This window comes from Alistipes sp. HGB5, from assembly GCF_000183485.2.
GTDB lineage: Bacteria > Bacteroidota > Bacteroidia > Bacteroidales > Rikenellaceae > Alistipes > Alistipes finegoldii.
The window spans coordinates 43460-56983 of the sequence record NZ_AENZ01000041.1 but is presented as its reverse complement, the minus strand read 5'-3'; the positions used below and the strand labels follow the sequence as shown (position 1 = coordinate 56983).

The following is a 13524-nucleotide window of genomic DNA, read 5'->3' as shown; positions in this document are numbered from 1 at the left end:
GAGACAAGGGGCAGTATACATGAATGGCAAGTTAGCCGGCATATTGACAGAAATATCGCCGACTGAATATGTTTTCAAATACGATGATACATACTATGCTGATGATATGCAGCCAGCCGTCAGTCTGACATTACCCAAAACACAACAGGAGTATAGATCAGCCTATCTGTTCCCCTTTTTCAGCAACATGCTTTCCGAGGGCCGCAACCGCATCGTTCAATCCCGCATGCTGCATATCGATGAAAACGACCATTTCGGCATTCTGCTGGCAACAGCGCAAACGGATGTTGCCGGAGCAGTAACCGTAAAACCCCTATAACAATGAACCCGATTACGATTTGCCCATCCACATTGGCCGAAGGATATGACAGCTACTCTCCGATTGCGATAAAACATCTGTTCGACGGCCGGCAAGTGTCTCCATTTTTGGATTATACACCCATTGATGACGACAACAATTCCGCAGCCCAAGAAGAGTTTCTGCACAATCAGGAGCGAATCTCGCTGTCGGGAGTACAACCCAAATATTCGATGATCGTTCGCAACGGTAAACTGGCTTTAACTCAAAAAGGCGAACAAGGCCACTATATCCTCAAACCGAAGTTAAGCGATTTCCGCAACCGGATATATAGTTCCGCGAATGAGAATCTGACCATGCAAATCGCGTCACAGGTATTCGGAATCGAAACCGCCGCAAACGGACTTTGCTTTTTCAAAGGAGGAGAACCGGCTTATATCACCAAACGGTTCGATGTCAAACCCGACGGCACAAAGCGCAGAAAAGAAGATTTCGCATCGCTCGCCGGACTGACTACGCAAAACGGCGGTAAGAATTACAAATATGAGTACTTGACATACGAAGAATGCGGAGAGTTAATTCGACGATACCTGCCCGCATGGAAAGTAGAGACCCTGAAATTTTTCGATCTCATCATATTCAATTTTCTGATTTGCAACGGCGACGCCCATCTGAAAAATTTTTCGGTACTCGAAACCGAATCAGGCGATTTCCGTCTGTCCCCGGCATACGACCTGATAAATACCAAACTGCATGTAGACGACCGGATATTCGCTCTCGACAAAGGGTTGCTGAAAGACAATGCCGCCGAATCTATGCCTTATGGAATGACCAACAGCACAACTTTCCGGGAATTCGGCAAAAGATTAGGGCTCCCCGACAAAACTATCCGACGGGAACTCGACAAATTCTGCACCTCTTATCCGCTTTTAGATACGCTGATCGCCAACTCCTATTTATCCGATGAATTGAAAGAGAATTACCGGAATATGTATCTCGGACGGCGGGATTCTTACCTGAAAATCGGATTGTAACAGGAAACGACTTATGGGCCAGCAAGAATACGAGGCTTTCAAAGCGAAGTTACGGGAATGGATGAACACCCACCCCGACGAATACGCCGCATTCGAAGAGGCGATGAACGCCCGTGACTATGCAGGATGCCAGTTGGTCATGTTCCAAGCCATGTCCCTCATCCCCCGGTATCGGCACCTTATGTCCGCCAAAGCCAATGAAGGACTGTTCGAGCATGTCGATGAGATCGAACAGGCGGCCCGACAACACGACCTTGCCGGCAAGATCATCCGGGAGTGCGAACAGCCCGGCAAGGATTCGACCCTTCCGGCGATGCTTTGCTGGCTCTACTTCGGCAAGAGTTTCGAACGGATGGTGGAGCGTTGTGAAGAGCTGCGGCGCTCGCCCGATCTGGGATTCTTGCAGAAGATGACCATGAGTGCCACGATCAAACTGCTGATTTCACGGTCCATCAAATTAGAACTGCGCACCAAGCAGGACTGGAATGCCCACCGCGAAGCAATGCGTCTGGCCGAAAGCGATCGGGTGCTGGAATGGGCTGCGGGCACTCTTCCGGCCGAAGACTCCGACGAAAAGAGAAAACCCGGTCGGCCGAGTACGACCAAATCGTTGGTGGAAATGTTTTCTCCGGTCGTCGCACATCCCGACGAGTTGCGGCAAAAGATCGGCGAATACCTCACGAAGAGACACAGCCAGACCGACATCGCACGGTTGAAGATTGCACTCGATGAATTGCGCTATCTGGTAGTTCCAACCAACATCAAACCGTTCCGCGATGCCCTGCAAGCGGAATACGGCTCTGACATCCGCATCGTCCACGAGCGGGGCATACAGGAAGCATACAGCCGTCTGACGGAACCGCTGCTTATCGGATCGGCCGTCAGCAGTCGGGGCGGCGAGGCCCTTATCATCCGGGAAATAAAAGATTTTCTATCGCAATAAGGCTCGTTAAATTCGCCTTAACACTCCGCGAATTAAACGCTTAAATATCGCTCAATCATAACATTATATTTGCGCCGTCGCTCGGATTTCCGGGCGGCGGCGTTGCTTTCCCGTCCGCCGGAAGGCTGCGCCTCACAACGGGCGGAAAGCAATGTATGAAAGATTTATTATCCATCCTCCGGGATGCTCCGGGCAGCATCCGGCTGGAGGTAAGCGGCGAGGATCTGTTGGCTTTCTCCAAAAGCCTTATCGACCGCGCCAAAGAAGAGCTGGCTGCACAAGTCGCCGAAGCCCGCAAGGAACGTTACCTGACCAAAGAACAGGTCAAAGAGCTATGCGATGTTTGCGATGCGACGCTCTGGCATTGGAACCGCAAAGGATATCTGAAAGCCGTTAAGGTCGGGAACAAGGTTCGCTACCGCACCTCGGACATTCAACGGATTCTCGGCGAACAAGATGGCAAATAAGGTGTCAGACAGCGTTGCAGCCCCCGGCAAGCAGTCCCGGAACGAGCGTATCGAGGAGTTCCTGCGGGAGCATTACGCCTTCCGCTACAACACAGTCAAAAGCCGTGCGGAGTTCCGCAGCAGCGACGGCGAGTTCCTCCCCGTGACCAAATACCGGCTTAACTCCTTCCGGCGGGAGCTCGACCGCACCATCGGCATCTCCACCTCGGCGGAGAACCTGCGCAGCATGCTCGAAAGCGACTTTTCCGAGCGTGTGAATCCCGTGCAGGCGTATTTTCATAAACTGCCGCCGGCAACGGGAACGCAGGCCATCGACGAACTGACCGCGACCGTCACTGTGCGCAACGCCCGGCATTGGTCGGAGTACCTGACCAAATGGCTCGTCGGCGTGGTCGCCAATGCAACGAACGACCTCGGATGTCAGAACCACGTCTGTCTGGTATTGACCGGCGAGCGGGGAAAGTTCAAGACCACATGGCTCGACAACCTCTGTCCCCGCTCACTCGCCAGTTATCTTTTCACGGGAAAGATCGACCTGCAGAACAAGGACGTGTTGACGCTGGTCGCCGAATACCTCTTCATCAACATCGACGACCAGCTGAAGGCGCTCAACAAACGGGATGAAAACGAGCTTAAGAACCTCATCACGGCTCCTTCGGTCAAATACCGGCGGCCCTACGACGTTTACATCGAAGAGTATCCCCACTTGGCGAGCTTCATGGCCTCGGTGAACGGGAACGACTTTCTGACCGATCCGACCGGCTCGCGGTGCTTCCTGCCCTTCGAGGTGTTATCCATCGACATCGACCGGGCGATATGGGTCAATATGGATCGGGTATATGCCGAAGCCCGAACACTCCTGAACGACGGATTCCGCTATTGGTTCGACGAAGCCGAAATCGAAGAACTGCACCGGGGAAACGCCGCATTTCATGTCCAGACCATCGAATACGAAATGCTGCTGAAAGGGTTCGAGAAGCCTCCGGAACATGCCGTCGCAGATTGCTTTATGACCACCGTGGAGATTCTGAACTACCTGCGCAGCTATTCGTCGCTGAACCTCTCCGAGAAACGCATGGGCGAAGCCTTGCGCAAGGCCGGGTTCGAGCGACGCTCGAAACGCATCGGCGGAAATCCCGTCTACGGCTGGGTCATTGAAAAAATCTCACCCAACCCTTTCGTTTCTTACGGATTGTAGTTACTACGCTACTACACACAGCTGCAAAACATTGAAAAAGAACACGCAGGCGTGTAGTAGGATGTAAAAAAACACCTTACGGCATCTTACGACGCTACTACGTCAATTACTACGGTAGTAAGCTGCCATGCACTTCATTACTACGCATAGCAAATTGTTTATCAAACGATTACGCGAATGTAGTAGGTAGTAAGGCAATATCGCTAAACTTCGAAAAACAAACATTATGAATGATCTGAAAAATATCAGCATCAGGCAATTCCTCGCCCGGCGGGGCATTCTGCCCAAATACGAACGAAACGGTTACGGCATGTATCTTTCACCCTTGCGGGAAGAACGCACGCCGAGTTTCAAAGTGGACTACGTGCGAAATCTTTGATACGACTTCGGACTGGGCGAAGGCGGCACATTGCTCACCCTCGTGATGCGGTTGGAGCGGTGCGACAGCCGCGAGGCGATCCGACGGCTGCAAAACGGTGAAAAAAGGGACGCCGGTTCCGTTTCTCTTTCACCGGGTGTTGGCGAGCGTCCAGCTGCCGGAGGTCCCTTGCCGGTCTTGCGTCCGGCCGCCGTCCCCGCGCTCCGGATCCTCTCCGACGCTCCGCTTCGTCATCCGGCATTGGTCGGTTATCTCTCTTCGCGCGGCATCGTCCCGTCTGTTGCCGCGGCATTCTGCCGCGAGGTTCGCTACGAGGTAAACGGCCGCGCCTTTTTCGCCGTCGGGTTCCGCAACGATGCCGGAGGGTGGGAGCTCCGCTCCGAGCGGTTCAAAGGCGGCTCCTCGCCCAAACACATCACCACCCTCGACAACCGTTCCGACACGGTGATCGCTTTCGAGGGATTTATGGATTTTCTCGCTTATCTCTCGCTGAAACATCCCGAACGACTGCACATCGACGCCGCGGTTCTAAACTCGGTCGTCAACCTGCCCAAAGCCGTACCGTTTCTCTCCCGGCATCCGGTGATTCACGCCTTCTTCGACAACGACGAGGCAGGGCGTAAAACGACCGCCGATCTGATCCGTCTTTGCCCCCGCAGCGAGGTAATCGACCAAAGGTATTTTTACAGCGGGCACAAGGACGTAAACGATTATCTGATCGCCCGCATAAAAGGCCATGCGGAAAAACTTCCAGCCACAAAAAACATCTCCGAAACAAAGGCTGTTCAGGCTCTTCGGAATAATCTGCAAGCCCTGAAAGCGGAAACGGCGGAAATTGAACCACCGCGTCGGAAAGGGGTAAAGATTTAAGGAAGGCAAGGTTGTGTTTTCGTAAACGAAAACTCCGCCTTCCCCGCTGGCCGGCGTAAAATCCCGATGGTCTGAACAAAAAAATGCTTACAACCCACTTATCATGGAAACACCGAAAAAAACATACAGCAAACAGGGCGGTCGGCCGAAAGTCGGCATCGGCCGCATCCGTAAATACGTCGTCAGCACGCGGCTCAGTCCCGAGCGGAAACTCCGCTTTTCGGCCCTCTGCCGCGAAGCAGGACAACCGCCAGCCGAAGTCCTGCGCCAGCTGATCGACCGAGGAACGGTAAGAGCACGGATCACCCGCGAACAACTGGATTTCATGGCCCAACTGAAAGGCGTCGCCCGAAATCTGAACCAGCTGACCCGGCTGGCCAATGTCAAAGGTCTGGCGGCTGTCAGGGCACGGCATGCGGCGATCGTCACGGCTATCGAAAAACTCCTGAAGCAGATATGCGATGGTCGGTAAGGTAATATCCGCTTCGTCCTTTTCGGGGACGGTGGGTTATGTGATGAAAGAGGAATCCCGGATACTGGAAGCCGAAGGCATTATGCCTCCGGAAGTAAAGGATATGGTGCAGGACTTCAAAGACCAGACCTTATTGAACCCACGGCTAAAAAACACCGTCGGGCATATCTCCCTGTCTTTTTCACCCAAGGACGCTCCGCGGATGACCGACGCCCTGATGACGCGGATCGCGAAGGAGTATATGCAGAAGATGGGCATCACCGATACGCAGTATCTCTTGGTTCGCCATCTCGACCAGCCCCATCCGCACTGTCATCTGGTTTACAACCGGGTCGGGAACAACGGGCAGACCATTTCGGACAAGAACATCAAGATCCGCAACGCCAAGGTCTGCCGGGAGCTGACCGAGAAATACGGGCTATACCTCGCACCGGGTAAAGAGGAAGTGCGTCGGGAACAGCTGCGCGAACCGGACAAGAGCCAATACGAAATCTACGATGCGATCGAAGGCAGCCTGCCCAAGTGCAAAAACTGGAACGAGCTGGAACGTAAGTTAAAAGATCAAGGTATTACGATGCGCTACAAATATTGCGGAAATACCGACCGCAAACAAGGGGTTTTGTTCTCGAAAAACGGCTTCGAGTTCTCCGGCTCGAAGATCGACAGGGCATTCAGCTTTACGAAACTCGACAACCGGTTCACCCTCCTGCAACAGCAGGCGCTGCATCGGGCCGAGCTCCTCGGAAACCTCTCGGCGGCGGCAGGCAATTACCGTTCGGCATTTGCCGGGTTGTTCGGCGGCATGGGCGGCGGTACGCGCGAAGAGCCTGCGGCGCCTAGCCCCGGCGGAAAGATCGACGCGATTCCGCTTCCGCCGGCCAGTTCGCCGGTCGGAGTATCGGCCGCACAGTTGCAGCGCAAGCCGGGAGAAAGTCCCGAAGAGCATATAGCACGAATCACGGCACTGCTCGATGCCGCTGCTGCAGCGATGGCCATAGCCGCAATGGAACGCCGCCGCAGGATGGAAGAACAGAAAAGAAGAGCCAAAATGAAAATATAACCTTAAAACCGGAAAGCCATGAACGACAAAAATAAGATCGACCTCTCAATCGAGATGTACGAAGACCTCAAGGAAACACTTGTCAAAGCCATTAAAAACGCCAAAGCAGGCGGCGTAGGGAACGCAGGTTGGGAGAATACGCAGCTGGAACGGATCGAACGGCTGATAGAGGCCGCGGAACGCTCGCAAGGGCAGATCGCACAGCAGCTCGAACAACTGCAACGGAATACGGCCTTGTCCGGAGCAAAAACCGAGCAGATGCAGGAATTTACCGACAGATACAACGCGTTGCTGGCGCAGTTAGCGGGGAGACTGGAGGTGATCGACAAGGAGAATCGAACAATAATTACTGAAGTTCTAAGTTTCAAAAAGTCTTTATCCGAATTCAAGAACGAAGTTGATACGACGAAATTCGAAAAGCTCGCCAACAATACATTATGGGAAATGAAAACCCAGATACGCTATCTCAAACAACCACCTATCGTTCTGAGAACAATCGTATTTCTAACCGTATTATCAATTTTGACAATATTGGCAACCGGGTATTTATATAGAGATCGGAACGAATGGCGGGGCGAAGCTACATATTGGTATAAACAGAGCGACCAATATAAAACGACACAGACTAATAAAAAATAAAAACATTTTTTATTACTGGTAAATTTTGTATCTTTGCCACGCAAAGGTTCGGAAAGAAGGCCATATGGCCTCCGATCGATTAAAAGGGAATGCCGTGAAAGTCGGCAACAGTTCCCGCTGCTGTAAGTTCCTGTCCGGAAACGGACACATGAGGGATCGACAATCTCAGCCACTGGTGAAAACCGGGAAGGCGTCGTAACCGGAATAAGTCAGAAGACCTGCCTTGCATGACAGATTGGTTTCGCAGCCTGCGGAGAATGGGCGTGAATCGATAATGCATGTAAAGCACTTTTTCATTTTGTTTCGTTGCATTGCGGCTGTGGAATCAATGGTTACCGAACAAACTATTGATACCAAGCGCATAATGAAGCAATTCTACCTTTCGATCCTATGTCTCGCATTTATTGCGGGGGGGGGAATTTCCACAGCAGTTCAGGCATCCGATAAAGCCGATTCCACCACGAACCGGCGTTACGTCGGAAAACTGGACAGTATCCAGAACATCAACGAGGTCGTCATCGTCGGCACCCCCGTCATCCCCAAATACCGCGAAGTCATCCCCGCACAGGTCCTCAAAGACGTCGATCTGCAACGGCTGAACAGTTTTTCGGTGGCCGACGCCATCCGCTATTTTGCCGGCGTGCAACTCAAAGACTACGGCGGCGTAGGCGGTCTGAAAACCGTCAACATCCGCTCGATGGGCACCAACCACATGGCGGTCTTCTACGACGGAATCCAGTTGGGTAACGCCCAGAACGGGCAGGTCGATCTGGGGCGCTTCTCGCTGGACGACGTGGAGGAAATATCGCTCTATAACGGACAGAAGAGTGACATTTTCCAGTCGGCCAAGGATTTCGGAGCCTCGGGAACCATCTACATCACTACGCGGCGTCCCCGCTTCGAGGAGGGCAAACGGGCTAATTTCAAGGCCACGATGAAGACCGGTTCATTCGGGCTCATCAATCCCTCGATGCGCTACGAGTATAAGATCTCCGACGCCGTCAGCTCGTCGTTCAGCGGCGAGTGGATCAATGCCACCGGCCGGTACAAATTCCGCTACCGCCGCCGCAACACGCTGGGCGAGATCGCCTACGACACAACGGCCTACCGACAGAACGGCGACATCAACGCTACGCGCATGGAGGCCGGACTTCACGGCAAGATGGCCGACGGACAATGGACCGTGCGGGCCTACACCTACAACTCCGAACGCGGCATCCCGGGAGCCATCGTCAACAACGTCTTTCGCCATGGTGAGCGGCTGTGGGACACCAACTCGTTCATCCAGGGAACGCTGACCAACCGCTGGTCGAAGAAATTCCGCACGCTGTTCAACACCAAGTACGCCGCCGACTACACCCATTACGAGAATCAAGACGCCAAGTTGATCCAAACCAAGAACACCTACAAGCAGAAGGAGTTCTATTTCTCGTGCGCTAATCTCTACAACATCTTCGAACACTGGGAGGTGTCGCTGGCCTATGACTTCCAATGGAATACGCTCGACGCCACTTTTTACATGCCCACAGAAAGCGATGGCACCTTCCCCTTTCCGACGCGCTATACCCATATGGCCGCATTGGCCACGGCATTTGAATGGGGACGGTTGAAGATGCAGGCCAGCGTGCTGGGTTACTTTGTCCACGAAAAGGTCGAGCGCTTCGAAGCCCGGCCAGACAAGGCTGTGGCTACCCCGGCGTTCTTCGGATCGTTCAAAGTGCTGAAAAACCACGACCTCTCTGTACGCGCCTTCTACAAACGGATGTTCCGTATGCCGACCTTCAACGACCTCTACTATACGGACATGGGCAACGCCTTCCTCAAGCCCGAATATGCCGAACAATTCAACGTCGGCCTGAAATACACGCGCAATTTTGAGAAATCGCCTTTCATGCGGATGCTCGACGTTTCGGTCGACGCCTACTACAACAAAATCACAGATAAAATCATCGCCTATCCCAAGGGACAGCAGTTCCGCTGGACGATGCTCAATCTGGGCGAAGTGGAGATCAAGGGCGTGGACGCCGTGCTGAACGCCCTGTTCACGCTCGGCAAGCTGGAGGTGACGACCAAGTTCCAGTACACCTATCAGAAGGCCATCGACATCACCGACCCGGCCGACACCTACTACCGTGACCAGATTCCCTACATCCCCTGGCACAGCGGCTCGGCCATCCTCGCGCTGTTCTACAAGGGGTGGGGGCTCAATTACAGCTTCATCTACACGGGCCAGCGCTACAACCAGCAGGAGAACATCCCGCGCAACCACACCCAGCCGTGGTACACGAGCGACCTCTCGCTGCAAAAGACTTTCAAGATCCGCACCCGAACCCTCAAGGCCACGGCCGAGGTTAACAATCTTTTCGGACAGGATTACGACGTGGTGCTCAACTATCCGATGCCGAAGACCAACTTCCGGTTCGTCGTCAGCGTCGATCTCTAACCTCCGCGAGCCATGAAAAGGTATCTCTTCATCGTTTTGGCCGGCTGCTGCCTCGCCGCCGGCTGCCGGAAGATCGAACTGGTGAACCCCACCGAGTATGAGGTGTTGCCGTTCGGGGAGGATCCCGACGCCGATCCGATCGGCATGTATCTCCTGAACGAAGGCAACATGGGCAGCAACAAGGCGGACATCGACTACCTCGACTACCGTACGGCGGTCTATGCCCGGGGTATCTATGCAGAAAAAAATCCCAATGTCGTCAAGGAATTGGGCGACGTGGGCAACGACATCCAGGTTTACGACGGACGGCTGTTCGCCGTCATCAATTGTTCGCACAAGGTCGAGGTGATGGACGCCTACACGGCGCGGCGCATCACGCAGATCGACATTCCAAACTGCCGCTACATCCGGTTCAAGGGCAAATATGCCTACGTTAGCGCGTATGTCGGGCCCGTGGCGATGGATCCCAACGCCCAAAAGGGCGCGGTCTTCAAGGTGGATCTCGACACCTATAAGATCGTCGGCCAGGTGACCGTGGGTTACCAGCCCGATGAACTGGCCATCATCGGCGGACGCGCCTACGTCGCCAATTCGGGCGGTTACCGCGCCCCGAACTACGACTCGACGGTCTCGGTCATCGAACTGGAAACCATGCGCCAAATGTACAAGATCGACGTAGCGATCAACCTCAGCCGCATCAAAGCCGACGCCTACGGCAACCTGTGGGTCTCCTCGCGGGGCAACTACGACGACGTTCCGTCGAACCTCTACCGGCTGGAACCCAACGGCGGACGTTACCAGGTGGCCGAGGCGATGAACATTCCGGCTTCGAACATGATCATCTCCGGGGATTCCCTTTATGTCTACAGTGTCGAGTACAGCAACCAGACCTCGAAAAACACGGTAACCTACGCCATCATCGACGTCAAGAAAAAGCGTGTCGTATCGCGCAAATTCATCACCGACGGCACAGAGCTCGATATCGTGATTCCCTACGGCATTGCCATCCACCCCCGAAACGGCGACATCTATGTCACCGACGCCAAGAACTACGTTTCGAGCGGCGTATTGCACTGTTATTCGCGCGAAGGCGTCCACAAATGGAGTGTCCGCACGGGCGATATCCCCGCACACATGGTTTTTCTCGAACGCAAACAGACTCGGCAATGAAAAAGATATTCGCCATCCTGCTGTCGGCCCTCGCGCTCGGCGGCTGTGAAAACGACGGCATCCCCTATGTGAGCCTCGGGCTGGACGACCTTTACAAGGTCGCCCGCATGCAGACCGTCGATCTCAAACCCGCCTTCACGGGCGAAAGTTACCGCTGGACGGTTAAGACCGCCTCGGGAGCCGATTCGCTGCTCTCGGAAGAGAAGGACTACATCTTCCTGATGCAATACCCGGGCACCTATGACGTAACGTTCCAAATCTTCGACCCCGTCAATCCGATCGTGCACCGGATGACCTTTTACGTGGTCGAAGAGGAGGTAGAGTACAGTCCCTACATATCTACGGTCTACGAATACTGCCCGGCTCCGGGACAGTTCGTGAACGCGATGCCCGAATATCGGGAGGGCGACACGGCGGAGACCATGCGGCAGAAGGCCGAGGAGGCCATCGCCGGAAAGATGCAGAGCGGTGTTTCTCTCGGCGCATACGGCGGTTACATCACGTTCGGATTCGACCATACGGTCGTAAACGTTCCGGGCGAATACGACATCCGCATCGACGGCAACTCGTTCAACAGCGCAGCTCATCCGGGCGTCGACGGAGGCAGTTCGGAACCGGGTATCATCATGGTCATGTTCGACGAGAACCAAAACGGCAAGCCTGACGACAAGTGGTACGAGATCGACAAGAATCCGTGGTACACGGATGAGGCGGCTACCTACGGTTATGAGATCACCTATCATCGTCCCGCCCCCGACCATGTCCCGACGCCCGGCGAAGGAAACGACAGCGCCCTGACCGATATGACCTACATCAAATGGGAGGATAATCGAGGACAAACCGACTGTGTCTACAAAAACAAGTTCCACGACCAGGACTACTATCCTAAGTGGATCGACGCCGACGAAATGACGTTCCGAGGCACGCTGCTGCCCAAGAACGCCGTGGATGTCTCAGGCAACGGCTCCTATTACCTGCAATACATGTTCAAATACGGCGCCTATGCAGACAACTATCCCAACGAGGCCAAGGACGAAAACGGCAACTATTACAACGGCTTCGACATCGGATGGGCCGTGGATCCCGAGACCCGCGAACCGGTGCACCTGCCGGGGGTCGACTTTATCCGCGTCTACACCGCCCTAAACCAGTACTGCGGCTGGATCGGCGAGACCTCCACTGAAATTTTTATGGCCCGCGACATGCATATCTACGTGCGGCCCGACCAACACCAATAAAATAGAGATTTCACACTATGAAAATGAAAAAACTGCTGTTGCTGCCTGCGTTGCTGCTGACGCTGAGCGTCGGGAATGTCGCCTGCTCCTACCACAACGACGACAACCCCAACGAATACCCCGATCCCCAACCGGAGCCGGAACCCGAACCGGAGCCCGGACCCGACATTAACCAAAAATACCTCGAAGCTGCGTATACCTCTAACTGTTTTATGGTCAAGCCGGGACAGTCGGTCGACATCCCGATACTGAAAGCCTTTGCCATGTGGAACCTCTACGCCGAATGGCTGGGTGAAACTGATCTCATGGGACTGACACCCGAACCGGTTCTGCTTTGGCAGGATCTGCCGGGTTTGATCACGAACGTCGGACTGATTCCTGGACAACAAGCCGAAGAGGGTTCCATCGCCGTATCGACGGCCGACAAGGTGGGCAATGCAGTAATCGGCATCCGCATCGGCGGTGCAATCCGCTGGAGCTGGCATGTTTGGGTGACACGCTACGATCCGGATGCGGAATTGGTAGCTTACGGCAAAATCTACACATGGGACAATAACGGCGACGGAGTTGTAGATTATACTTTTATGGATCGCAACCTCGGAGCCACGATCGACAAGGCGATCATAGAAAATACTGCCGCTGACTCATTGGCCGCTTGCGGACTGATGTACCAATGGGGGCGCAAGGATCCTTTCCCCGGAGACCACGACTTTCGCCGTTCCAACAGTACCGATTACAACTATTTCGAAAGCAAACCGATCTACGACGCTTCGGGAACGTTGCTTACCGAAAGAAGTGCCACTGGAGGTACGGGTATCCGCTCCGTTAAGACGGATACGGATCTCACGCGGACGGGGCTCGCCAAATCCATTCTTGAACCGATGACCGTTCTGCTCGGCGCCGAAGGGTACAGCGATTGGTATTGCAGCAGTAAACCCACAGAAATCAAAAAATGCGACACGCTGTGGTGCGGCACACGGGGCAAAACGCCATTCGATCCCTGCCCCGAGGGGTGGCGTGTCCCAGCGAACAAGAATGACAAGTTCATCTGGAACGGGCTCGAAAACGCCACAACCGACTACTCGGCACTGGGAGTATTCCCCTATGCCGGATTCCGCTATCGGGCAGGCGGTGGCTGTCTGAAAAACTCAGGATTCGGAGTCAGTATCTGGTCGGGAACTCCACCGACCGGTATCGGCAATGCCCATGAACTCTCCATCTACATCTCTCCTTCGGAAAAACGACCGATCATCAAATCCGATGTCAGTTGCCGCAGCGACGGACAATCAATACGCTGTGTAAAAGATGCATGA

General features: G+C 54.2%; 14 protein-coding genes and 1 riboswitch. All 14 genes read left to right on the top strand.

Annotation, left to right across the window (positions count from 1 at the left end; all coding sequences use genetic code 11):
* Positions 1–319: HipA N-terminal domain-containing protein (locus HMPREF9720_RS06875; RefSeq protein ID WP_009597454.1), on the top strand; the 319-nt coding region annotated here is incomplete at its 5' end.
* Positions 320–321: 2 nt separating this feature from the next.
* Positions 322–1332: a type II toxin-antitoxin system HipA family toxin gene (locus HMPREF9720_RS06870; protein ID WP_009597477.1), complete on the top strand. Its 1011-nt coding sequence runs from the start codon at positions 322–324 to the stop codon at positions 1330–1332.
* 13 nt (positions 1333–1345) lie between these two features.
* Positions 1346–2275 carry a DUF6043 family protein gene (locus HMPREF9720_RS06865; protein ID WP_009597467.1) on the top strand — a complete coding sequence of 310 codons (930 nt, stop codon included), beginning with the start codon at positions 1346–1348 and terminating at the stop codon, positions 2273–2275.
* A 155-nt stretch (positions 2276–2430) separates the two neighbouring features.
* Positions 2431–2742, top strand: a complete 312-nt coding sequence (locus HMPREF9720_RS06860) for a helix-turn-helix transcriptional regulator (RefSeq protein WP_009597484.1) — start codon at positions 2431–2433, stop codon at positions 2740–2742.
* A complete protein-coding gene (locus HMPREF9720_RS06855) occupies positions 2732–3940 on the top strand; it encodes a VapE domain-containing protein (RefSeq protein WP_009597449.1) in 1209 nt (402 codons plus the stop codon). Before HMPREF9720_RS06860 ends, HMPREF9720_RS06855 begins: the two co-directional genes overlap by 11 nt.
* 226 nt (positions 3941–4166) lie before the next feature.
* A complete protein-coding gene (locus tag HMPREF9720_RS16025; protein WP_009597434.1) occupies positions 4167–4319 on the top strand; it encodes a hypothetical protein in 153 nt (50 codons plus the stop codon).
* Between the two features lie 177 nt (positions 4320–4496).
* On the top strand, positions 4497–5189 hold the full coding sequence (locus HMPREF9720_RS06850) for a toprim domain-containing protein (RefSeq protein WP_009597461.1): 693 nt from the start codon (positions 4497–4499) through the stop codon (positions 5187–5189).
* Between the two features lie 103 nt (positions 5190–5292).
* Positions 5293–5661 (top strand): MobC family plasmid mobilization relaxosome protein, encoded by a 369-nt coding sequence (locus HMPREF9720_RS06845; protein ID WP_009597437.1) that lies wholly within the window; start codon positions 5293–5295, stop codon positions 5659–5661.
* Positions 5651–6721 (top strand): relaxase/mobilization nuclease domain-containing protein, encoded by a 1071-nt coding sequence (locus tag HMPREF9720_RS06840; protein ID WP_009597456.1) that lies wholly within the window; start codon positions 5651–5653, stop codon positions 6719–6721. Before HMPREF9720_RS06845 ends, HMPREF9720_RS06840 begins: the two co-directional genes overlap by 11 nt.
* Before the next feature lie 18 nt (positions 6722–6739).
* Positions 6740–7360, top strand: a complete 621-nt coding sequence (locus tag HMPREF9720_RS06835; RefSeq protein ID WP_009597487.1) for a hypothetical protein — start codon at positions 6740–6742, stop codon at positions 7358–7360.
* Positions 7361–7386: 26 nt separating this feature from the next.
* Positions 7387–7600: riboswitch (cobalamin riboswitch) on the top strand.
* A gap of 124 nt (positions 7601–7724) precedes the next feature.
* Positions 7725–9803: a TonB-dependent receptor gene (locus tag HMPREF9720_RS06830; protein ID WP_039940111.1), complete on the top strand. Its 2079-nt coding sequence runs from the start codon at positions 7725–7727 to the stop codon at positions 9801–9803.
* A gap of 12 nt (positions 9804–9815) precedes the next feature.
* Complete coding sequence (locus HMPREF9720_RS06825) at positions 9816–10973, top strand: DUF5074 domain-containing protein (protein WP_009597452.1); 1158 nt, start codon at positions 9816–9818, stop codon at positions 10971–10973.
* Positions 10970–12211 carry a hypothetical protein gene (locus tag HMPREF9720_RS06820; RefSeq protein WP_009597465.1) on the top strand — a complete coding sequence of 414 codons (1242 nt, stop codon included), beginning with the start codon at positions 10970–10972 and terminating at the stop codon, positions 12209–12211. The genes HMPREF9720_RS06825 and HMPREF9720_RS06820 overlap by 4 nt, the downstream gene beginning before the upstream one ends.
* A gap of 17 nt (positions 12212–12228) precedes the next feature.
* Positions 12229–13524, top strand: coding sequence for a hypothetical protein (locus HMPREF9720_RS06815; protein ID WP_009597466.1), 1296 nt, complete (start codon positions 12229–12231; stop codon positions 13522–13524).